The sequence below is a fragment of the Pseudomonas sp. R37(2017) genome (assembly GCF_002113375.1).
Taxonomy (GTDB): Bacteria; Pseudomonadota; Gammaproteobacteria; order Pseudomonadales; family Pseudomonadaceae; genus Aquipseudomonas.
The window spans coordinates 123,089-143,469 of sequence record NZ_NEHO01000002.1; the positions used below are offsets into that span (position 1 = coordinate 123,089).

A 20,381-nucleotide genomic window follows, 5' to 3' on the forward strand; every position below is an offset into this window, starting at 1 on the left:
TGATAGGTGTTACATGGCAGGCGCAAAAGAGATTCGCAGTAAGATTGCGAGCATCAAAAGCACGCAAAAAATTACCAGCGCCATGGAAAAAGTGGCGGTCAGCAAAATGCGCAAGGCACAAATGCGCATGGCTGCTAGCCGTCCTTATGCGGAGCGCATCCGCCAGGTTATTGGTCATCTGGCCAACGCTAACCCGGAATATCGCCACCCGTTCATGATCGACCGTGAAGTAAAGCGCGTCGGTTATGTCGTAGTGAGCAGTGACCGTGGTCTGTGTGGTGGCTTGAACACCAACCTGTTCAAGGCTTTGGTCAAGGACATGGCGGTAAACCGCGAAAACGGCGTCGAGATCGATCTGTGTGTAGTTGGTAGCAAGGGTGCGGCTTTCTTCCGCAACTTCGGCGGCAACGTCGTTGCAGCTATCAGCCACCTGGGTGAAGAGCCGTCGATCAATGATCTGATCGGCAGCGTCAAGGTGATGCTGGATGCCTACCTGGACGGCCGTATTGACCGCCTGTCCGTGGTGTCCAACAAGTTCATCAACACCATGACACAACAGCCTACCGTGGAGCAGTTGATTCCACTGGTGGCAACCCCGGATCAAGATCTCAAGCACCACTGGGACTATCTCTACGAACCGGATGCCAAGGAGCTGCTCGACGGCCTGATGGTCCGTTACGTGGAGTCGCAGGTCTACCAGGCGGTGGTCGAGAACAACGCGGCCGAACAAGCTGCGCGGATGATCGCGATGAAGAACGCTACCGACAACGCCGGTGATTTGATCAGCGATTTGCAGCTGGTCTACAACAAGGCGCGTCAGGCTGCGATCACCCAAGAGATCTCGGAAATCGTCGGCGGCGCTGCCGCGGTTTAACGGTTCAAATATTCAGAGGATCCAGCTATGAGTAGCGGACGTATCGTTCAAATCATCGGCGCCGTTATCGACGTGGAATTCCCACGCGACAGCGTACCGAGCATCTACGACGCCTTGAAAGTTCAAGGCGCCGAAACCACTCTGGAAGTTCAGCAGCAGCTGGGCGACGGCGTGGTTCGTACCATTGCGATGGGCTCCACCGAAGGCTTGAAGCGCGGTCTGGACGTCAACAACACTGGCGCAGCCATCTCCGTACCGGTCGGTAAAGCGACCCTGGGCCGGATCATGGACGTACTGGGCAACCCGATCGATGAAGCTGGCCCGATCGGCGAAGAAGAGCGCTGGGGCATTCACCGTGCCGCGCCAACCTTCGCTGAACAAGCCGGTGGCAACGAGCTGCTGGAAACCGGCATCAAGGTTATCGACCTGGTTTGCCCGTTCGCCAAGGGTGGTAAAGTCGGTCTGTTCGGTGGTGCCGGTGTAGGCAAGACCGTAAACATGATGGAACTGATCCGTAACATCGCCATCGAGCACAGCGGTTATTCCGTGTTCGCCGGTGTGGGTGAGCGTACTCGTGAGGGTAACGACTTCTACCACGAGATGAAGGACTCCAACGTTCTGGACAAAGTGGCACTGGTTTACGGTCAGATGAACGAGCCGCCGGGAAACCGTCTGCGCGTAGCCCTGACCGGCCTGACCATGGCCGAGAAGTTCCGTGACGAAGGTAACGACGTTCTGCTGTTCGTCGACAACATCTATCGTTACACCCTGGCCGGTACTGAAGTATCCGCACTGCTGGGCCGTATGCCTTCGGCAGTAGGTTACCAGCCGACCCTGGCTGAAGAGATGGGCGTGCTGCAAGAGCGCATCACTTCGACCAAGCAAGGTTCGATTACTTCGATCCAGGCGGTATACGTACCAGCGGACGACTTGACCGACCCGTCGCCAGCGACCACCTTCGCCCACTTGGACGCCACCGTCGTTCTGTCCCGTGACATCGCTTCCCTGGGTATCTACCCAGCGGTAGACCCACTGGACTCGACTTCGCGTCAGCTGGACCCGAACGTGATCGGCAACGACCACTACGAAACCGCTCGCGGTGTTCAGTACGTGCTGCAGCGTTACAAAGAACTGAAGGACATCATTGCGATCCTGGGTATGGACGAGCTGTCGGAAGCCGACAAGCAGTTGGTAAACCGTGCTCGTAAGATCCAGCGTTTCTTGTCGCAGCCGTTCTTCGTGGCTGAAGTCTTCACCGGTGCTTCGGGTAAATACGTTTCCCTGAAAGACACCATCGCTGGCTTCAAAGGCATCCTCAACGGTGACTACGACCACCTGCCAGAACAAGCGTTCTACATGGTTGGCGCCATCGAAGAAGCGATCGAGAAAGCCAAGAAACTGTAATCCCGGCGCCCGGAAACGGGCGCTAATTTAGGGTGAGGCAATCAGATGGCTATGACAGTCCATTGCGATATCGTCAGCGCGGAAGGGGAAATCTTTTCCGGTCTGGTCGAGATGGTGATTGCGCACGGTGCACTGGGTGATCTTGGTATCGCTCTGGGTCACGCGCCGCTGATCACTAACCTGAAGCCAGGTCCGATCCGCCTGGTCAAGCAGGGCGGGGAAGAGGAGGTGTATTACATCTCCGGTGGTTTCCTCGAGGTTCAGCCGAACATGGTCAAGGTACTTGCCGACACCGTGCAACGTGCTGCCGATCTGGATGAAGCCTCCGCTCAGGAAGCCGTCAAGGCTGCCGAGAAGGCCTTGCATGATCGTGGCGCGGAATTCGATTACGGTTCTGCTGCCGCACGTCTGGCCGAGGCTGCAGCTCAGCTGCGCACCGTCCAGCAGGTCCGCAAGAAGTTCGGCCACTAAGGCAGTGCTTGTTGTGTGATTGATTAAAAAGGGTAGCCTCGGCTACCCTTTTTTCTTTTCCGATTTTTACAACCTGGTCGCAGCCGCTGACCACCCAGGATTGGTAGCCAGTCATGTCTCTTGAAATCGTAATTCTCGCTGCTGGCCAAGGCACGCGCATGCGTTCCGCTTTGCCGAAAGTCTTGCACCCGATTGCCGGCAACTCCATGCTCGGTCATGTTATCCACAGCGCCCGGCAACTTGATCCACAGCGCATCCACGTGGTGATCGGCCATGGTGCCGATGCCGTGCGCGAACGCCTGGCGGCGGATGACCTGAATTTCGTGCTGCAGGATAAACAGTTGGGTACCGGTCACGCCGTTGCTCAAGCCGTGCCGTTCATTCAGTCCGAAAACGTGCTGGTGCTCTACGGTGATGTACCGTTGATCGAGGTCGAAACCCTGCAGCGCCTGCTCAAGCAGGTGGGGCCAGAGCAATTGGGCTTGCTGACCGTCGAACTGGATGACCCGACGGGTTATGGCCGTATCGTTCGTGACAGCGCCGGCAAGGTTGCGGCCATCGTCGAACAGAAAGATGCCGATGAAGCCCAACGCCAGATCACCGAAGGCAATACCGGCATTCTGGCGCTGCCTTTCGCCCGTCTTGGCGACTGGATGAGCCGTCTTTCCAACAACAACGCCCAAGGCGAGTACTACCTGACCGACATCATTGCCATGGCCGTGAGCGATGGTCTGGTGGTGGCCACCGAACAGCCGCACGACGCCATGGAAGTGCAGGGCGCCAACGACCGCAAGCAGCTTTCCGAACTGGAACGGCATTATCAATTGCGCGCCGGCCGTCGTTTGATGGCTCAAGGCGTGACGCTGCGCGACCCGTCTCGTTTTGACATTCGCGGTGAAGTCACGGTTGGCCGCGATGTGCTGATCGACATCAACGTGATCCTCGAAGGCAAGGTTGTCATTGAAGATGACGTGGTGATCGGCCCGAACTGCGTGATCAAGGACAGCACCCTGCGCAAAGGCGTGGTCATCAAGGCCAATAGCCATATCGAAGGAGCCATTCTGGGTGAAGGCAGCGATGCCGGTCCGTTCGCCCGTCTGCGTCCAGGTTCCGTGCTGGAAGCCCGCGCGCATGTGGGTAACTTTGTCGAGTTGAAAAATGCCCACCTGGGCGAGGGTGCCAAGGCCGGTCACCTGACTTACCTGGGCGATGCCGAGGTGGGTGCGCGCACCAACATCGGTGCCGGTACCATTACCTGCAACTATGACGGCGCCAACAAATGGAAAACCGTGTTGGGCGAAGATGTGTTCATTGGTTCCAACAACTCGTTGGTGGCACCTGTGGATATCCTCGACGGCGCAACGACGGCAGCCGGCTCGACCATTACCTCGGCTGTGGATAAATCCCAGTTGGCCATCGGGCGTGCCCGTCAGAAGAACATCGACGGCTGGAAGCGGCCGGAGAAGATCAAGAAGGGCTGAGTTATCCACAACTCCCTTGTAGGAGCAAGCTTGCTCCTACAAGTTACCCACAGTTCTTTTTATCGCAAGGCGCTTGACGAAGTTTCGCTGATAGGTTTTGATTACTTCCGTTATCTTTCGAAACGAAACTTATCCGCTCATGTCGAAGCGCAACACGCCTCAGCGTCGCCATAACATCCTTGCCTTGCTCAATGAGCAGGGTGAAGTCAGTGTGGATGAATTGGCCAAGCGCTTCGAAACGTCGGAAGTTACGATTCGCAAGGATCTGGCGGCACTTGAAAGCCATGGTCTGCTGCTGCGTCGTTACGGCGGCGCGATCACCATGCCTCAGGAACTGGTGGCCGACCTTGGTCAACCGGTTTCCAAATACAAGCAAGCCATCGCTCGTGCCGCCGTAGCGCGGATTCGCGAGCATGCGCGCATCATTATCGACAGTGGCAGTACCACCGCCTCGATGATCCCGGAACTCGGCCAGCAACCTGGCCTGGTGGTGATGACCAACTCGTTGCATGTCGCCAATGCCCTGAGCGAGCTTGAGCACGAGCCAGTGCTGTTGATGACCGGTGGTACCTGGGACCCGCATTCCGAGTCTTTTCAAGGGCAGGTCGCCGAGCAGGTACTGCGTTCCTACGACTTCGACCAGCTGTTTATCGGTGCCGATGGCATCGATCTGGTTCGCGGTACAACCACCTTCAACGAACTGCTCGGGCTGAGCCGGGTCATGGCCGAAGTCGCCCGTGAAGTGGTCGTGATGGTGGAGGCCGACAAGATCGGCCGCAAGATTCCCAACCTGGAACTGCCCTGGAGCAGTGTCCATACCCTTATTACCGATGAACGCCTGCCGCTTGAGGCTCGCGATCAGATTCAGGCCCGCGGCATCACATTGATATGCGCGGCTGTCAGTCAGGAGAAATAGCATGTGTGGAATTGTCGGCGCAGTCGCAGAACGTAACATCACCGCCATCCTCGTCGAAGGCCTGAAACGCCTCGAATACCGTGGGTATGACAGCGCTGGCGTGGCGGTCTACACCAATGATGAAAAACTCGAGCGCCTGCGTCGTCCGGGCAAGGTCAGTGAACTGGAGCAGGCACTGGCCACCGAGTCGCTGGTCGGTCGTCTGGGTATCGCCCACACCCGCTGGGCTACTCACGGTGCACCGTGCGAGCGTAATGCTCACCCGCATTTCTCCGGTGACCTGGCAGTGGTGCACAACGGCATCATCGAAAACCACGAAGCCCTGCGTGAACAACTCAAGGCCCTGGGCTACGTGTTCACCTCGGATACCGACACCGAAGTCATCGCCCACCTGCTGAACCACAAACTCAAGGATCTGCACGATTTGACCGTCGCTCTCAAGGCGACTGTCAAAGAGCTGCACGGTGCCTATGGCTTGGCAGTGATCAGCGCGAAGCAACCGGATCGTCTGGTCGCAGCCCGCAGCGGCAGCCCGTTGGTGATCGGTCTGGGCCTGGGGGAGAACTTCCTGGCGTCCGACCAGTTGGCTCTGCGTCAGGTGACCGACCGCTTCATGTACCTGGAAGAAGGCGACATCGCCGACATCCGCCGCGACAGCGTACAGATCTGGGACGTTGACGGTCAGGCTGTCAAGCGCGAAACCGTGCAGTATCGCGACGGTGCCGAAGCCGCTGAAAAGGGCGAGTTCCGCCACTTCATGCTCAAGGAAATCCACGAGCAACCCTCCGTGGTGCAGCGCACCCTGGAAGGTCGCCTGAGCCAGAACCAGGTGCTGGTACAGGCGTTCGGTCCACAGGCTGCCGAGCTGTTCGCCAAAGTGCGCAATGTACAGATTGTCGCGTGCGGCACCAGTTACCACGCTGGTATGGTCGCGCGTTACTGGCTCGAAGAGCTGGCCGGTATTCCTTGCCAGGTCGAAGTCGCCAGTGAATTCCGCTACCGCAAGGTGGTGGTGCAGCCAGACACCTTGTTCGTGACCATTTCCCAGTCCGGCGAGACCGCCGACACCCTGGCCGCGCTGCGCAACGCCAAGGAGCTGGGCTTCCTCGCCAGCCTGGCGATCTGCAACGTCGGCATCAGCTCGTTGGTGCGTGAATCCGACCTGACCCTGCTGACCCAGGCCGGCCGTGAAATCGGTGTGGCATCGACCAAAGCCTTCACCACGCAATTGGTTGGCCTGTTGTTGCTGACGCTATCCCTGGGCCAGGTTCGTGGCACCCTGGACAAAGGCGTCGAAGCGACGCTGGTCGAAGAACTGCGCCGTTTGCCAACCCGTCTGGGCGAAGCACTGGCCATGGACAGCACCGTGGAAAAAATCTCCGAGCTGTTCGCCGAGAAACACCACACCCTGTTCCTTGGCCGTGGCGCGCAATTCCCGGTCGCGATGGAAGGGGCACTCAAGCTCAAGGAAATCTCCTATATCCACGCCGAAGCCTATCCCGCCGGCGAGCTGAAACACGGCCCGTTGGCGCTGGTGGATAACGACATGCCAGTGGTGACCGTGGCGCCGAACAATGAACTGCTGGAGAAGTTGAAGTCCAACCTCCAGGAAGTCCGCGCCCGCGGTGGCCAGCTGATCGTCTTCGCTGACGAGAAGGCCGGCATGACCAACGGCGAAGGCACCCACGTGGTGCACATGCCGCACATTCACGACATCCTGTCGCCGATCCTCTACACCATCCCGCTGCAACTGCTGTCGTACTACGTCGCCGTGCTCAAGGGCACCGACGTTGACCAGCCGCGCAACCTGGCGAAGTCGGTTACTGTGGAATAAGTTATCCACAATGAAAAACCCCCTCTACGGGGGTTTTTCTGTTTCTAGGTGGTCGTCATTCGACGCCGCCGCGTGTCCAGCAGATAGACCATCACACAGGCATACAAGGTCACCAGAATGAACAGGCCCATGCGGATGGCGAAGGCTGTGTAGACATCCTTGCCCGCGGCACTGTCCTGCACCGATTGGCCGAGCAGAATGATCAGGGTCGCCAGGCTGTTGAGCCAGAAACTCGGCGGCTGTCGAGTCATGGCCAGGCCGTAGAGCTTTCTGGCCACCAGCAGGCCGAACAGCAACATCCACAGAAAGAACATCCACAGGTTGACGAACAGACTCAGCGCGCACCAGAAAAGGATCGCCATCAGGCCGCCCAGCAGGGTCGAGCCGAGCAGTTCCCGGCCGGCGGTGCGGGCACTGGTGGCGCAGCTTTGTTGACCGAGGCTGACGGCTTTCATGATGATCGGCAGGTAGCTGGCCGGGTCGACCATGGCCAACAGGAAAGTCGGCAGCACCACCAGCGTGGCACGTAGCGCCAGCCAACCGCTTTCGGTTGGAGAAAGGCTCGGGCCGGGTTTGGCCGCGGGGGCATTGGCGGGGTCGGGAAACAGCCAATGGCTGATGGTCAGCGTCGTGACGGACAGGAACAACCCTTTGACCAGGGCCACGATTACCTCAAGCGCCAGGGCGAATTCAGCGGTTCCGGCCGCACTGATCAAGGTCAAGCCCACCACCAGGAATGTCGCCACCAAGGGGTTGCCGCCGCGCAGCCCGTAACCGAATGCCAGGAACAGGCATAGCCCTACCAGCAGCACACCACTGAACGGGTAGTAACGCAGCAGGGGAATGAGCAGAAGGCCGATCCCGGTAGTCAGCAAAAGGATCAGGATCAGGCCCAGGCTGGCCTTGAACGGTAACGGCCGGTTCATTGCTGCCAGCATCATCAGCGCCAGCATCGGCGCGAGGAATGGGATGGGCAGGGCCAGACCGAAGCTCACCGCCAGGCACAGCGCCGTACCGAAGCTCAGGCGCAGGGCGCGCTGAACCCGGGCCGGGCGCTCAATACGCATAGGACATCCAGCTCATTACGCGCAGGAACAGGCGACCCAGGATATTCAGCGGGTTGTTTTCACTCGGGAATGCCATGACTTCGGCCTGCCCGCCGGACCGGATGCCTTGCGGGCTGGTCAACTCACCGGGCTCGAACTCGATGATGACCGGAAAGCGCTGGGCAGGGCGTAGCCAATCGCGACTGTTCTCCACTTTCGGCAGGCTGCCCGGCTGGGTGGTCTGACCGATATCGACGCCATATCCGACGCTGCGCACGTGGCCTTTGTAAATTCTCCCCGGCAGGGCGTCGAGGACGATGGACACCGGCGTCCCGGGCTGGACGCTTCCCAGGTTGTTTTCGGTCATGTCGGCGCTGATCCACACATCGTGGATGGCGATCAAGGTCATCACCGGCGCACCGGCGGAAGTGAACTGGCCGACATCGGTGCGCAAATCGGTAATCAGACCGGCCGAGCGCGCGTGGACCTTGGTATTGCTCAAGTCCAGCTCGGCTTTTTCAAGGTTGCTGGCGGCGCTGAGCAACTGGGCGTTTTCACTTTCGTCTCCGCCCTGTTGTTCCCGTGCACGTTGTACTTCGGCCTTGGCCGCGGCGACCTGGCTGATGGATTCTTCCAGGGTGGCGCGAGAGATTTCCAGGCGACGCAATGAGATGGTGCCCGGGTCTTCGCGATACAGGCGTTCAAGCCGCTGGATGTCCTGGCGTGCCTTGAGCTCGTTGGCTTGGGACGCGCGCAGGGACGCTAGCTTGGAGTCGACGCCGGCGGTGTTGGCGCCCACCTGGCGGCGGGTCGATTCAAGGTCGGCACGGGCACGATCGACGGCAATCTGGTATTGCTCCGGATTGACTTCAAACAGCAATTCGCCGGCCTTGACGTCCTGGTTGTTGCGTACGTGCACCTTGGTCACCCGGCCGGATACCTCGGCCGCCACCGGCACAATGAAGGCCTGCACCCGTGCCTGTTGCGTGTAAGGAGTGTAACGGTCGGCCATCAGGTACCAGACCAGGCTCAGGATGATCAGCAGCACGACCCAGTTGATCGCTTTTTTGGCTGGGTCGGCGGTGGGGACCGAGGCGTTCTCGGCGGCCGGTTGTTGGCTGTCAGTCATGGGCACTTTCCTTCGGTTCGTCGAGCAGATCGCCCCAATCGGTCCGTTGTTGCATCTGTTGGCGGGTGGCCGGGTCAATCATCGGCTGGTCGCTGTACCAGCCACCGCCCAGGGCCTTGTACAGGGCGATCAGGCTGTTGACGGCGGTGCCACGGTTGACCAGGTAGATATCCTGCTGGGCAAACAGGGCGCGCTGGGCATCCAGCACACGCTGGAAATCTGAATAGCCTTCGCGGTATTGGGCGTTGGCCAGGGTCACCGAACGTTCGGCGGCCACCGATGCATCGCCGAGGATCTGGTCGCGCTCCAGTGCCTTGATCAGGCCGGTCGCGGCATCGTCGGCCTCGCGCGCCGCCTGGCGAACGCTGTCCTGGTAGATAACGATCAGTTGTTGCAAGCGGGCGTCCTGCACGCGGACGTTGTTGGTGATCCGGCCGTGGTCGAAGATGTCCCAGCGCAGGCTGGGGCCGGCCACCATGTCCAGGGTGTTGGGTGCACCGTTGAGCGAGTTGGCGGACCAGACGATGCTGCCAAGCAGGCTGATGGAGGGGTACAGATCGGTCTCGGCCACACCGATCAACGCCGACTGCGCCGCCACTTGCAGTTCGGCAGCGCGAACATCGGGGCGCCGCACCAGGAGGTTGGCTGGCACATCTTGCAAGACTGCGGTATCGAGCAGCGGCACTACCCCGGTGTTGCGATCCAGGTCGGGGATCGAGCCCGGCGGCTGGCCAATCAGGGTGGACAACGCGTTTCGCAAGCTCGCTACCTGGCTCTCGAAATCCGGGATGGTGCTCAGGGTGCCGAGGTACTGGGTCTTGGCTTGTTGCAGGTCGAGTTCAGCTTCGGCCCCGCTTTTGAACAGGCGCTCGGTGATCTCGTAACTGCGCTTTTGCAAGGTGGCGTTACTACGGGCGATGGCCAGGCGCGCCTCGGCGGTGCGCAAGGCGTAGTAGTTTTGCGCCAGCTGCGCGTGCAATAGCACCAAGGCATTTTCATAGTTGGCCTGGGCGGCAAACCAGGAGGCGTCGGCGGACTCGATGGCGCGACTGAAACGCCCCCAGAAATCCAGCTCCCAACCAATATCGAAGCCGACGCTGTGTTGCCAGAAATGCGAGTCCTGAGGGTTGGCGCCGCCAGATTGCCGACGGTTCAGGTACAGGCTGTCGGCGCTGGCCTGCTGCAATTGCGGGTAGCGTCCACTCAGGGCGATGCCCAATTGCGCGCGTGCCTCCATGACCCGCAGGCCAGCGACCTGCAGGTCGGGGTTATGGGCATCGGCTTCGGCAATCAGGTGATCCAGCACCGGGTCGTCGAACACACGCCACCATTGGCGGCTATCCGGTTGCGCACGTTTTTGCCCGGCAATTTCCAGAGCCGGACTGTTCCAGTGTTCGACCCAGGGCTGGGCCGGCGACTGGAAATCCGGACCCAGTTGCGTGCAGCCCCCTAGAACGACGGTGCCACAGAGCAGCAGCCGGCTGACGCGAGCGGGGCGAGGCATCAAGCGCAAACTCCTCAGCGGGGACGCTGATCGTTTATTGCCTCTATTTGAGGCGTCTCGTTCAACGCCTCGATCTCTGGTGTCTCGCTCAGTATCTCGGCAGACGGTTGGTCCTGGACCCATTGCCAGAACAGTTTGTAACCCACCGCCAGCGCTACCGGCCCGATGAACAAGCCGATGAAGCCGCTGCTTACCATGCCACCCAGGGCGCCAATCAGAATCACCGGCATTGGGACATCGACGCCACGACCGAGCATCAATGGCTTGAGGACGTTGTCGGCCATCCCGGCAATCAGGCTGTAGATGGCAAACACGATGGTGGCCAGGCTGGTCCCTTCGGTGGCGAAGACATAAGCGATTACCGGGAGGGTCACCAGCACCACGGGCAACTGCATGATCCCCATCAACAGCGCCACCATCGCCAGCAGCCCGGCACCGGGAACGCCCATGAGCACGAAGCCCACGCCGACCAGTAACATCTGAATGAACGCGATACCCACCACACCCTGGGCGACTGCGCGGATGGTAGCCGTGCACAGCTCGGTGATGCGTGGGCCACGTTCTGGCCCGGAAAGGCGCGAGGTGATGGCCAGGGAGCTTCTTTCGCCGTTTTCGCCATAGGCCATGAGTACACCGGCAATGATCAGGGCGCCGATGAACAACAGAAAGCCCACGCCAACATCAGCCATTTTGCCCAACAAGGTCAGGCCGACGGACTTGATATAAGGCATCACCTTCATCAGCACACTGCCCATGTCGGTAGCGGCTTGCATCCAGTAGTCATACAGCGGCTGGCCAATGAGCGGCAGGGAAGCGATTTTTTCGTTGGGCAGCGGTACTTGCAGCGTATCGGACTTGAGAATGGCCAGGGTGCCCTGGATTGATTCACTGATCGAGGTGCCCAGCAGGTAGATCGGCACCATCAGCAAGGCCAGGGAGACCACAACAATCAGGGTGGCGGCGCGACCGTCCTTGTTGACCAGCTTGCGCTTGATCAGCGCATGCAGTGGATAAAGCGTAATGGCCAGAATCACCGCCCAGAGCATGAGGTTGAGGAACGGGTGGAAGATCTGGAAGCAGAACAGCACCAGCACGGTAATCAGGCCGGCGCGTATCAGTACATCGAGCAAGCCACCGGACAGTGCTCTTGCGGAAATGTTTGTGCGCAACATTTACGAACTCCTTGCGGTGTCACCAGGTTAGCCAGCTAGTTGACGTTCACTCTTCCCTGCTCAGTGAATCTTGAAAGCAGGATCGATGGAAATTCACCCAAGCGTAAACAACTAACGCCTTATTTCATTTAGGGAAAACTCAACGAGGTACCTGCTGAAACTCAATAGGTAACAGGGTGGTTTGTAGTATAGGAGCAGTCGAATATTCCGCCTGTGTGCCCAGGCTGGAATTCTGCTGTAGTGGATGGCGTCCGCTGGCGAGCCCTTGCCTGGAGACGGTTTGGGGCCGAACCAGTGACTCTTTTCCCTGTCAGGCATTGGCCGCGCAGCGAGCTGGCCTGGATAATTGCAAACAGTCGTATCCGTAGCAAGAAAATAATCCTCAATAACTATCAATAATCCCCGGGCCCTGTTTTGAGGATTGTGAAACGCTTCGTTTTCACGGCGAAGACGCTAGAGTGCGGTAGCCAATTGATCTATTTGAGGGGCGGGCGCCCAACTATGTTATTGAACGCCTTCGCTTGAATACCGGCCTTCGGTTGCGCTTTAACTATCTGAAATGAGGACGTGCCCATGGACCGCTTCCAGGAAATGCAGGTCTTCGCTGCCGTCGCCCAGGAACAGGGTTTTTCGGCGGCGGCGCGGCGTTTGGGGCTATCGGCGGCCAGCGTCACCCGAGCGGTGGCGGCGCTGGAGCAGCGAATCGGCACGCAACTGCTCACGCGTACCACGCGCAGCGTGCATTTGAGCGAGGCCGGCCAGCGCTACCTGGAGGACTGTCGGAGAATTCTCGCCGAGGTGCAGGAAGCCGAGGATTCGGCAGCGGGCAGCCATATCCATCCGCGTGGGCAACTGACCATCACCGCACCGGTCTTGTTTGGCGAGCTGTTTGTCACGCCGCTGATGGTGAGCTACCTGACGCAATTCCCCGAAGTCTGCATCAATGCGCTGCTGGTCGACCGGGTGGTAAGCGTGGTCGAGGAAGGAGTCGATGTGGCCATTCGCATCGGCGAGCTACCTGACAGCAATCAGCATGCGATCCGCGTGGGCGAGGTCAGGCGGGTGATCTGCGCATCGCCACAGTATCTGGCCAGTCATGGTCGGCCCAGGCATCCACAGGAACTGGCTCAGGCGCCGATTATCGCGACCTCTGCCATCGGTCAGCTGAAGAGTTGGCCATTCATTGAAGACGGCGAAACCTTGAGTGTCCGGGCCGAGCCGCGACTGGTGGTGACAGCGAATCAGGCGGCCATCACGGCAGCCTGTCTGGGTTTGGGCTTTACGCGGGTACTGTCTTATCAAGTGGCGAGCAAGGTGGCTGCCGGTGAGCTGGAGATCATTCTGGCCGACTTCGAACTGCCGCCGTTGCCCATCCATGTGGTCTATCAGGGCGGGCGCAAAGCACCGGCCCGGGTGCGCAGTTTTGTTGATTTCGCGGTGCAGACGTTGCGCGAACATCCAGCGCTTGAGCGTTGAACTATTTCACCCAATGAAATAATGGATTGCGCTTGCTGGTGATTCTGTTGTTCTGGTTGTCGGTGGAAGATAGGACCCCTCTCACTCCTGAACAGCGCCACTGACCCGAGGTGTCGACCATGCAAGCGATCAAACTCTACAACTTCCCACGTTCCGGCCATGCTCATCGTGTGGAGTTGATGCTGTCCCTGCTGAAATTGCCGACCGAATTGATCTTTGTCGACCTCGCCAAGGGCGAGCACAAGCAACCGGCGTTTCTGGCGCTCAACGCATTCGGTCAGGTGCCGGTGATTGATGACCAGGGCGTGGTACTGGCCGACTCCAACGCGATTCTGGTTTATCTGGCGCAAAAGTACGGCAACGGTCGCTGGCTGCCGGCTGATCCGGTGGGGGCGGCCAAGGTGCAGCGCTGGTTGTCGGCGGCTGCCGGCCCGATTGCCTTCGGCCCTGCCCGGGCAAGATTGATCACCGTGTTTGGCGCGCCTTACAACGCTGAAGAAGTGATTGCCTACGCCCATTCGGTGCTCAAAGTGATCGATCACGAATTGGCCAGTACGCCGTATCTGGCCGGCACTGAACCGACGATTGCCGACGTTGCCGCCTACAGCTACATCGCCCATGCGCCGGAGGGCAATGTGTCTTTGGACGACTACGCCAACATTCGCGCCTGGCTGTCGCGTATTGAAGCCTTGCCAGGTTTTGTCGGCATGCCGCGCACCATTGCCGGTCTGCAAAAAACGGCTTGATGCTGGCGACCCGGGGTTGCCGGGTCGCCTCATTCTGCGCCACTGGCGCAGGGGAGAAACCGTATGGACCGTTCACCCTGGCATGCCGGCGAGAAACAACTGCAGGCGCATGTGGGCGTTGCCGAGCGCATGGAGGTGTTCGGTCGCAAGGTGATTCGCAGCGAGATGCCGGATCAGCACCGCACGTTTTATCAGCAGCTGCCGTTCATGCTGTACGGGGCGGTGGATACCGAGGGTCGTCCCTGGGCCAGCATCCTTGAAGGCCAGCCCGGTTTCGCCCACTCGCCAGCGCCTGGCCTGCTGCAATTTCGCAGCCTGCCTGCCCTTGATGATCCCGCACAGTTGCACGACGGCTCGGCCATCGGCCTGTTGGGTATCGAACTGCACACCCGTCGTCGCAACCGCATCAATGGCCATGTCCATGCGATGACGAACGACGGTTTCGCGGTGACGGTGGATCAGTCCTTCGGCAATTGCCCGCAGTACATTCAGTTGCGCCAGTTCCGCCCGGTGCCGCTGGCCGATCCTTCGACGCGTGTCGCCCGGCGTTTCACCGAACTGGATGACGCGGCCAAAGCCATGATCGCCGAGGCGGACACGTTCTTCGTTGCCAGTTATGTGGAGATCGACGGTGAGCGTTCGGTGGATGTGTCTCACCGCGGCGGCCAGACCGGTTTCGTACAGGTGGAAGGTAATCGCCTGACCATTCCGGACTTCGCCGGCAATCTGCATTTCAACACCTTGGGCAACCTGCTGCTCAATCCTCGGGCCGGATTGCTGTTCATCGATTTCAATACCGGTGATTTGCTGCAGCTCAGCGGACGCACCGAAATCATTCTGGAAGGCCCTCAGGTCGAGGCATTCCAGGGCGCCGAGCGGATGTGGACATTCGATGTCGAGCAAGTCGTCCGTCGTCCCGCCGCACTGGCCTTGCGCTGGCGCTTCGACGGCGTGTCGCCCACCAGTTTGCTCACTGGCACGTGGGAGCAGGCCACGGCGCGCTTGCAGGCCAGAGCTTTGGGCGATCAATGGCGGCCATTGCGGGTGGAGCGGATTGAAGCGCAAAGCCACAACATCCGCTCGATTTACCTGGAGCCCGCTGACGGAGCCGGATTGCCGTTGTTTCAAGCTGGGCAGCATTTGCCCCTGCGCTTCAACATCGACGGTGAAGTGCACATCCGAACCTACAGTTTATCGAGCGCACCGTCCGATGATTTTTTCCGCATCAGCGTGAAGCGTGACGGGCGGGTGTCTACGCATTTGCATGAGCGGATTCGTGTCGGTGACCTGTTGCAGGCACGGGCGCCGCAAGGGCATTTCACCGTGGCGCCCCATGAGCGGCGGCCATTGGTGTTGCTGGCGGCCGGGGTGGGTATCACGCCGCTGTTGTCGATGTTGCGGGAAGTGGTTTACCAGGGACTACGCACCCGCCGTATTCGTCCGACATGGTTTATCCAGAGTTCGCGCACACTGGCCGATCAGCCGTTTCGCCAGGAACTGGATCGCTTGCTCGAAGATGCCGGTGACGCAGTGCGGGTGGTGCGTTTGCTCAGCCAACCGGAAGTCGAGGCAACACCAGGTGAGGACTTCGACCTTCAGGGCCGTATCGATGTCGCGCTACTCAAGGACCTGCTGACAGTCGAGGACTACGATCAACCGGATTTTGTCGTCTGTGGCCCCGGAAGTTTTACCCAGGCGCTGTACGACGGCCTGCGCGAACTGGACATTCGCGATTCACGGATTCACGCCGAAACCTTCGGCCCGTCCACCTTGCGCCGGCGTGCGGATCCCGATGCCGTGGTCATCGAGCAAGCGCCGGCCGCCACCACGTCCGTGCCCGTGGTGTTCCAGCGCTCGGCCAAGGAAGCGCGCTGGCAGCCCGAGGGCGGCAGCCTGCTGGAGTTGGCGGAAAGCCGTGGCCTGCGCCCTGAATTCAGTTGTCGCGGTGGCTCCTGCGGCACCTGCAAGACGCGCTTGATCAGCGGCCAAGTGCATTACCCGCTGCCGCCAGCGGAGGTGCCGGATGACGGACAAGTGCTGATTTGCTGTGCGATTCCGGCTCAGGGGGCGCAGCCGTTGGTGCTCGATATCTGAAGGAAGATGGCTGGCGAACATTGCCTGACGGTCGATGGCTGAGTAGGGTGGGCTGAGCCCCGGATATTGTGGGAGCGGGCTTGCTCGCGAAGGCGTAGTGTCAGCCAACATCACCGTTGCTGACACACTGCTTTCGCGAGCAAGCCCGCTCCCACAAGGTTCGTGGTAAAGCCTCTACTGCATTTCAGGAACAAGCGTTTCAATGGTTTTTTTCACTCGCTCGATTCTCTTGTCGATGGCGCTGGCACTGACCGCCGGTTGCGAGAGACAGGACGCGCCGCCGCTGGACCAGCAACTCTACATCTGGCAGCGACAGTGGACGCCGGCCCATGACGCCGCCCTCAGGGACAGCCGTGCAGATTTTTCGACGTTGCGGGTGCTGGCCTTGCAGGCCTTCCCCGGCACCGGCTGGAGTCGAGCTCGAATAGACCCGGCACTGCTCGTGCGCGACGGCCGGCCGGTGATTGCGGTGGTGCGCCTGGACGGGCAACTCAAGGCACTGGATCGGGAAGAGGTCACGGCGCAGATCCGTCAGGTGATCGGCGATTGGCAGAAACAAGGGATGAACCTCGTCGGTGTGGAAATCGACCACGATGCGGGTAATGCCCGGCTACCGGCGTACCGCGAATTTCTCGCGCATTTGCGTGAAGCGATGCCGACTTCGCTGCCACTGAGCATCACCGCGTTGCCGTCCTGGCTCGACAGTCGCGAACTGCCGGCGCTGTTATCCACAGTCGACAGCAGCGTGTTACAGGTGCACGCCGTGAGCGATCCGCGTCGCGGCTTGTTCGATGCCGATCAGGCCCGGCAATGGGCGAAGGCCTGGAGCCGTATCACGACGAAACCCTTCTATCTGGCGCTACCGGCCTACGGCGTGGCCTTGCTGCCATCGACGGATGGCGCGCCTGTGGTGGAAAGCGAAGTAACGCTGGAGCGTGAGGGCCTGCGCCGGGAGTTGCTCGCCGATCCGCAGTCATTGCGCACCCTCGGCACTCAGTTACGCGCTGATCCTCCCCGGCATTTCGCGGGCCTGATCTGGTTTCGCCTGCCATTGGCCAACGACCGTCGGGCCTGGAGTTTGACCACCTTGCGCGCAGTGGCACGTGGCGATGTCCTCGACAGTCATTTGAAACTGCAACTCTCGGCCGACAATGGCCTCTATGACATCGGCGTCAGCAACCAGGGCAATCTCGACCGCGCCTGGCCCGAACGCCTGACGCTGGCGGCCAGTGGCTGTGAAGGGGCCGATGCCTTGGCCGGATACGCGTTGCAACAGAGCCCGGATCTGCTTACCTTCACCCGCCTGCGCGATGGCCGACTACCGGCCGGCGGGCAGCGTGCCATTGGTTGGGCTCGCTGCGCACACATTGATCAAGGAGGTTCGAATGTTCACCCGTAACTGGCCGCGTCATTTGCTTTGCTTGAGCCTCAGCTTGCCGCTGGGTTCGGCGCTGGCCTGCGGTCCGGACTTTCCCATGCGCCTGCTGGATAACCGTGGCCAGTCGCTGGCGGAACTGCCGGAAGGCAACTTCGGCTTCGAAATCAGCCGCCTCGGCCACGCCATCAAAGGCTTGAAGAACGTCACCACCCGCGCCGACTACAGCGATGAACCCGACTCTTTGGCGCTGCGGGATCAGGCCGAGCAGGCAGGACTTTCCGCTGAGCAACAAGCGTTGGTGAAACATCTGCGCAGCCTGACCGATGCTCGTCAGGTTGAAACCGAAGGGGCGCAACTGCCGCCCGAGCTCAGGTTGTATCTGGCGGGCGCCGTGGCATTTGGCGCGGGTGATCCTGCCTTGGCCGTCGGGTATTTCAGGAAAGTGCTGGCGCTGCCCGCAGAGCAACGGGCCTCGCGCAGCACCTGGGCGGCTTACTCGCTGGGGCGCGCCTTGTTCGCCATGAGCGCTGAAACCAATGCGGCTGCGGATCTGCTCGAACAATCTGCAAAGGCCTTTGAGCAAACCCGGCAACTGAGCATCGACGGCTTCAGTGACCCACTGGAACTGGGGGTTGCCAGCCTCGGCGAAGAAGCCCGGGTGGTGCGCACGGCCGGTGACTGGAACCGCGCCATCGAGCTGTACGCCGCGCAAAATCTGCACGGCTCTGCGGTGGGCTACGAATCGCTGAGGCTGTTGGTGGCGGACCTGATGACGCTGCCGGAGGATCAAGTGGCCGAGTTGCTCAAGGGGCAGCCCGTGCAGCAACTGGTGACCGCGTCACTGATCAGTCGATTGGGCTGGTCGTTCGGCGATCAACCGCCAAATGAACAGAAAATGATCAAGCTGCTGCAAAACAGTACCCGTGGCAGTCTCGAAAACGCCGACCGCCTGGCGGCGATGAATTATCAGCAGGGTGATTACGCCAGCGCCAAGGCTTTGCTCGAACATGCCGGCGACGGCGGATTGGCCTGGTGGCTGCGGGCGAAACTGGCAATGCGCGAGGGTGACAAGAGCGCGGCTGCCGCAGCCTATGCCAAAGCGGCCCAGGCCTTTCCGCAGAATGAATCCTGGGGCGAGCGACGGACCCCGGACTACGATTACGAAACGCTCCAGCCCAAATGCCGGGTCGAGGGTGAAAGTGCGATCCTGGCCCTGCAGCGCGGGGATTACCTGCAAGCCTTCGATCAGCTCTATCGCAGCCAAAGGATTTACTGGTTCGACGCTGCCACTGTTGCCGAACGCGTGCTGACCCTCGAAGAACTCAAGCACTATGTCGACACACAAGTGCCGGCCCCACCGGCGCTTACCCAACAGGACCGCGACAACTATGTGCCCTTGCCGGTGGCGGCGAGCCTGCGCAATCTGTTGGGCCGGCGTTTGTTGCGCGAGGGGCATTACGAGCAAGCGCCGGCGTACTTCGATAATGATGGCTTGCGGCACAAGGCCAGGTTGTATGGCGAGCAACGTATGGCGGCTGATTCTGCCTGGTGGCCGACTCGTCGCGCCGCTGCGCTGTTCAATGCGGCCTGGACGGCACGTGAGTGGGGCATGGACATTCTGGGCTACGAGATGGCACCGGACTACGCCACGTTCGGTGGTAACTACATGCTTGAAAACGCTGAACTGAAGGTCGGGCCATTGGTGGCCGAGGACGAAGTGAAACGTCAACAGGCCAGCGCTGCCCAACCCGATCAGCGTTACCACTATCGCTTCGTGGCCACGGGGCTGGCGAACAGGGCGGCGGATAACTTGCCTCATACCAGCCAGGCGTTTGCGGCGGTGCTTTGCGAGGCGGCGGGCTGGAACAGCAGTCTTGAGGAGCAAAGTGCGATTTATCAGCGTTACATCAAAGAAGGGCCCTACGTGGAATGGGCCGCCGACTTCGGCCACCAGTGCCCGTATCCCGACTTCGACAATGCCGACAAACGCTACGTGACTCAGGTCACCGACGCTGCGCGTTCGGCATTACGGCCTTACAAGAGGCCGTTACAGGTCGGTGGCGTTCTGGTGGTCGCGGCAGGCGCGTTGTTGCTGTTCAATCGCCGCCGCAAGGCGCAGTAAGGTTCAAGCCTGTTGCACAAAGGTCAGCCGTACGGCGAAACCGATCAACAGGCTACCGAACAACCATTGTTGCAGGCGCTGGGCTGAGGGGCTGCGTTGCAGCCACCGGCCGAGTGCCGCGCCGACCAGTGCGTAAGCGCTGTCGAACAGCAAGCCGACGGCGACCAGCACGACGCCCAAGGTCGCAAATTGCCCGAGCACCGGCCCGGCCTGTGGGTTGATGAATTGCGGCAGCAGCACCGAACAGAACAGCAATGCCTTGGGGTTGAGCAAATTGGTCAGCAGTCCGCGTCGGATGGCTGTGCTCCAGCGCGTTTTTTCACCGGTTGCATCAGCGCTGGTGAGGCTCGGCAGCATCGTGGTTCGCAGGCACTGAATACCGATCCACAGCAGATACGCGGCGCCTGCCAGGCGCACCACATCGAAGGTCCAGGGCGCTGCCTTGAACAGTGCGGCCAACCCCAGCGCCGCCAATGCCACATGACAACCCCGGGCGATGCCCAGCCCCACGGCCGTGGCCAGCGCAGCGCCTTTGCCCTGGCGCGCACCGGTCTGCAACAGCAGGATCATGTCAGGCCCCGGCAGAAGATAGACCACTGCCAATGCCATGAAAAACAGCCAGAGACCTTGCATGTTGCACCCCCCATTCGTTGTCGATTTGGTGGTGCCAGTCTAGGGCTGAAGGGCGGGGCAGGTGCTTGCGTTGTCAGCTTCTATCGGGCGCCGAATTGGCA

Annotated in this window: 16 protein-coding genes; 11 read left to right on the forward strand and 5 right to left on the reverse strand. The window is 60.4% G+C overall.

Annotated features, from left to right (window positions below):
• Positions 1-13 precede the first annotated feature (13 nt).
• The 6 genes from atpG to glmS all read left to right on the forward strand — a co-directional run bounded on the left by atpG (position 14) and on the right by glmS (position 6,980).
• The gene (atpG, locus tag CAG47_RS03705) at positions 14-874 is read left to right on the forward strand and encodes a F0F1 ATP synthase subunit gamma (RefSeq protein ID WP_085723558.1); all 861 of its coding nucleotides are present in this window, start codon (positions 14-16) and stop codon (positions 872-874) included.
• Between the two features lie 27 nt (positions 875-901).
• Positions 902-2,278 carry a F0F1 ATP synthase subunit beta gene (atpD, locus tag CAG47_RS03710; RefSeq protein WP_085723559.1) on the forward strand — a complete coding sequence of 459 codons (1,377 nt, stop codon included), beginning with the start codon at positions 902-904 and terminating at the stop codon, positions 2,276-2,278.
• A 45-nt stretch (positions 2,279-2,323) separates the two neighbouring features.
• Positions 2,324-2,749, forward strand: coding sequence for a F0F1 ATP synthase subunit epsilon (locus CAG47_RS03715; RefSeq protein WP_085723560.1), 426 nt, complete (start codon positions 2,324-2,326; stop codon positions 2,747-2,749).
• A gap of 113 nt (positions 2,750-2,862) precedes the next feature.
• The gene (gene glmU / locus CAG47_RS03720; protein WP_085723561.1) at positions 2,863-4,230 is read left to right on the forward strand and encodes a bifunctional UDP-N-acetylglucosamine diphosphorylase/glucosamine-1-phosphate N-acetyltransferase GlmU; all 1,368 of its coding nucleotides are present in this window, start codon (positions 2,863-2,865) and stop codon (positions 4,228-4,230) included.
• A 139-nt stretch (positions 4,231-4,369) separates the two neighbouring features.
• Positions 4,370-5,146: a DeoR family transcriptional regulator gene (locus tag CAG47_RS03725; RefSeq protein WP_085723562.1), complete on the forward strand. Its 777-nt coding sequence runs from the start codon at positions 4,370-4,372 to the stop codon at positions 5,144-5,146.
• Position 5,147: 1 nt separating this feature from the next.
• Positions 5,148-6,980 carry a glutamine--fructose-6-phosphate transaminase (isomerizing) gene (gene glmS / locus CAG47_RS03730; RefSeq protein ID WP_085723563.1) on the forward strand — a complete coding sequence of 611 codons (1,833 nt, stop codon included), beginning with the start codon at positions 5,148-5,150 and terminating at the stop codon, positions 6,978-6,980.
• 44 nt (positions 6,981-7,024) lie between these two features.
• On the opposite strand, the gene CAG47_RS03735 is transcribed toward glmS, so the two are convergent.
• From CAG47_RS03735 to CAG47_RS03750, 4 genes are read right to left on the reverse strand one after another with little or no spacing between them, the layout of a single operon-like run.
• A complete protein-coding gene (locus tag CAG47_RS03735) occupies positions 7,025-8,047 on the reverse strand; it encodes a DUF2955 domain-containing protein (RefSeq protein ID WP_085723564.1) in 1,023 nt (340 codons plus the stop codon).
• Complete coding sequence (locus tag CAG47_RS03740; RefSeq protein ID WP_085723565.1) at positions 8,037-9,155, reverse strand: HlyD family secretion protein; 1,119 nt, start codon at positions 9,153-9,155, stop codon at positions 8,037-8,039. Before CAG47_RS03740 ends, CAG47_RS03735 begins: the two co-directional genes overlap by 11 nt.
• Positions 9,148-10,659, reverse strand: a complete 1,512-nt coding sequence (locus CAG47_RS03745; protein ID WP_085723566.1) for an efflux transporter outer membrane subunit — start codon at positions 10,657-10,659, stop codon at positions 9,148-9,150. The genes CAG47_RS03740 and CAG47_RS03745 overlap by 8 nt, the downstream gene beginning before the upstream one ends.
• A 14-nt stretch (positions 10,660-10,673) precedes the next feature.
• Positions 10,674-11,831, reverse strand: coding sequence for an AI-2E family transporter (locus CAG47_RS03750; protein ID WP_085723567.1), 1,158 nt, complete (start codon positions 11,829-11,831; stop codon positions 10,674-10,676).
• A gap of 573 nt (positions 11,832-12,404) precedes the next feature.
• Between CAG47_RS03750 and CAG47_RS03755 the strand changes: the two genes are divergently transcribed.
• The 5 genes from CAG47_RS03755 (at position 12,405) to CAG47_RS03775 (ending at position 19,647) form a co-directional block, all read left to right on the forward strand.
• Positions 12,405-13,307, forward strand: coding sequence for a LysR family transcriptional regulator (locus CAG47_RS03755; protein ID WP_085723568.1), 903 nt, complete (start codon positions 12,405-12,407; stop codon positions 13,305-13,307).
• A gap of 119 nt (positions 13,308-13,426) precedes the next feature.
• Positions 13,427-14,053: a glutathione S-transferase family protein gene (locus CAG47_RS03760; protein WP_085723569.1), complete on the forward strand. Its 627-nt coding sequence runs from the start codon at positions 13,427-13,429 to the stop codon at positions 14,051-14,053.
• A 63-nt stretch (positions 14,054-14,116) separates the two neighbouring features.
• Positions 14,117-16,147, forward strand: coding sequence for a pyridoxamine 5'-phosphate oxidase family protein (locus CAG47_RS03765; RefSeq protein WP_085723570.1), 2,031 nt, complete (start codon positions 14,117-14,119; stop codon positions 16,145-16,147).
• Between the two features lie 202 nt (positions 16,148-16,349).
• On the forward strand, positions 16,350-17,546 hold the full coding sequence (locus CAG47_RS03770) for a DUF3142 domain-containing protein (RefSeq protein ID WP_085723571.1): 1,197 nt from the start codon (positions 16,350-16,352) through the stop codon (positions 17,544-17,546).
• A complete protein-coding gene (locus CAG47_RS03775; RefSeq protein WP_085723572.1) occupies positions 17,533-19,647 on the forward strand; it encodes a hypothetical protein in 2,115 nt (704 codons plus the stop codon). The genes CAG47_RS03770 and CAG47_RS03775 overlap by 14 nt, the downstream gene beginning before the upstream one ends.
• Before the next feature lie 3 nt (positions 19,648-19,650).
• Here CAG47_RS03775 and CAG47_RS03780 read toward each other — a convergent pair whose 3' ends face one another.
• Positions 19,651-20,280: a LysE family translocator gene (locus CAG47_RS03780; RefSeq protein WP_085723573.1), complete on the reverse strand. Its 630-nt coding sequence runs from the start codon at positions 20,278-20,280 to the stop codon at positions 19,651-19,653.
• Positions 20,281-20,381 lie beyond the last annotated feature (101 nt).

Coding starts and splice junctions, on each gene's coding strand:
- atpG (WP_085723558.1), top strand. CDS start 14: ATGGCAGGCGCAAAAGAGATTCGCAGTAAGATTGCGAGCATCAAAAGC.
- atpD (WP_085723559.1), top strand. CDS start 902: ATGAGTAGCGGACGTATCGTTCAAATCATCGGCGCCGTTATCGACGTG.
- CAG47_RS03715 (WP_085723560.1), top strand. CDS start 2,324: ATGGCTATGACAGTCCATTGCGATATCGTCAGCGCGGAAGGGGAAATC.
- glmU (WP_085723561.1), top strand. CDS start 2,863: ATGTCTCTTGAAATCGTAATTCTCGCTGCTGGCCAAGGCACGCGCATG.
- CAG47_RS03725 (WP_085723562.1), top strand. CDS start 4,370: ATGTCGAAGCGCAACACGCCTCAGCGTCGCCATAACATCCTTGCCTTG.
- glmS (WP_085723563.1), top strand. CDS start 5,148: ATGTGTGGAATTGTCGGCGCAGTCGCAGAACGTAACATCACCGCCATC.
- CAG47_RS03735 (WP_085723564.1), bottom strand. CDS start 8,047: ATGCGTATTGAGCGCCCGGCCCGGGTTCAGCGCGCCCTGCGCCTGAGC.
- CAG47_RS03740 (WP_085723565.1), bottom strand. CDS start 9,155: ATGACTGACAGCCAACAACCGGCCGCCGAGAACGCCTCGGTCCCCACC.
- CAG47_RS03745 (WP_085723566.1), bottom strand. CDS start 10,659: ATGCCTCGCCCCGCTCGCGTCAGCCGGCTGCTGCTCTGTGGCACCGTC.
- CAG47_RS03750 (WP_085723567.1), bottom strand. CDS start 11,831: ATGTTGCGCACAAACATTTCCGCAAGAGCACTGTCCGGTGGCTTGCTC.
- CAG47_RS03755 (WP_085723568.1), top strand. CDS start 12,405: ATGGACCGCTTCCAGGAAATGCAGGTCTTCGCTGCCGTCGCCCAGGAA.
- CAG47_RS03760 (WP_085723569.1), top strand. CDS start 13,427: ATGCAAGCGATCAAACTCTACAACTTCCCACGTTCCGGCCATGCTCAT.
- CAG47_RS03765 (WP_085723570.1), top strand. CDS start 14,117: ATGGACCGTTCACCCTGGCATGCCGGCGAGAAACAACTGCAGGCGCAT.
- CAG47_RS03770 (WP_085723571.1), top strand. CDS start 16,350: ATGGTTTTTTTCACTCGCTCGATTCTCTTGTCGATGGCGCTGGCACTG.
- CAG47_RS03775 (WP_085723572.1), top strand. CDS start 17,533: ATGTTCACCCGTAACTGGCCGCGTCATTTGCTTTGCTTGAGCCTCAGC.
- CAG47_RS03780 (WP_085723573.1), bottom strand. CDS start 20,280: ATGCAAGGTCTCTGGCTGTTTTTCATGGCATTGGCAGTGGTCTATCTT.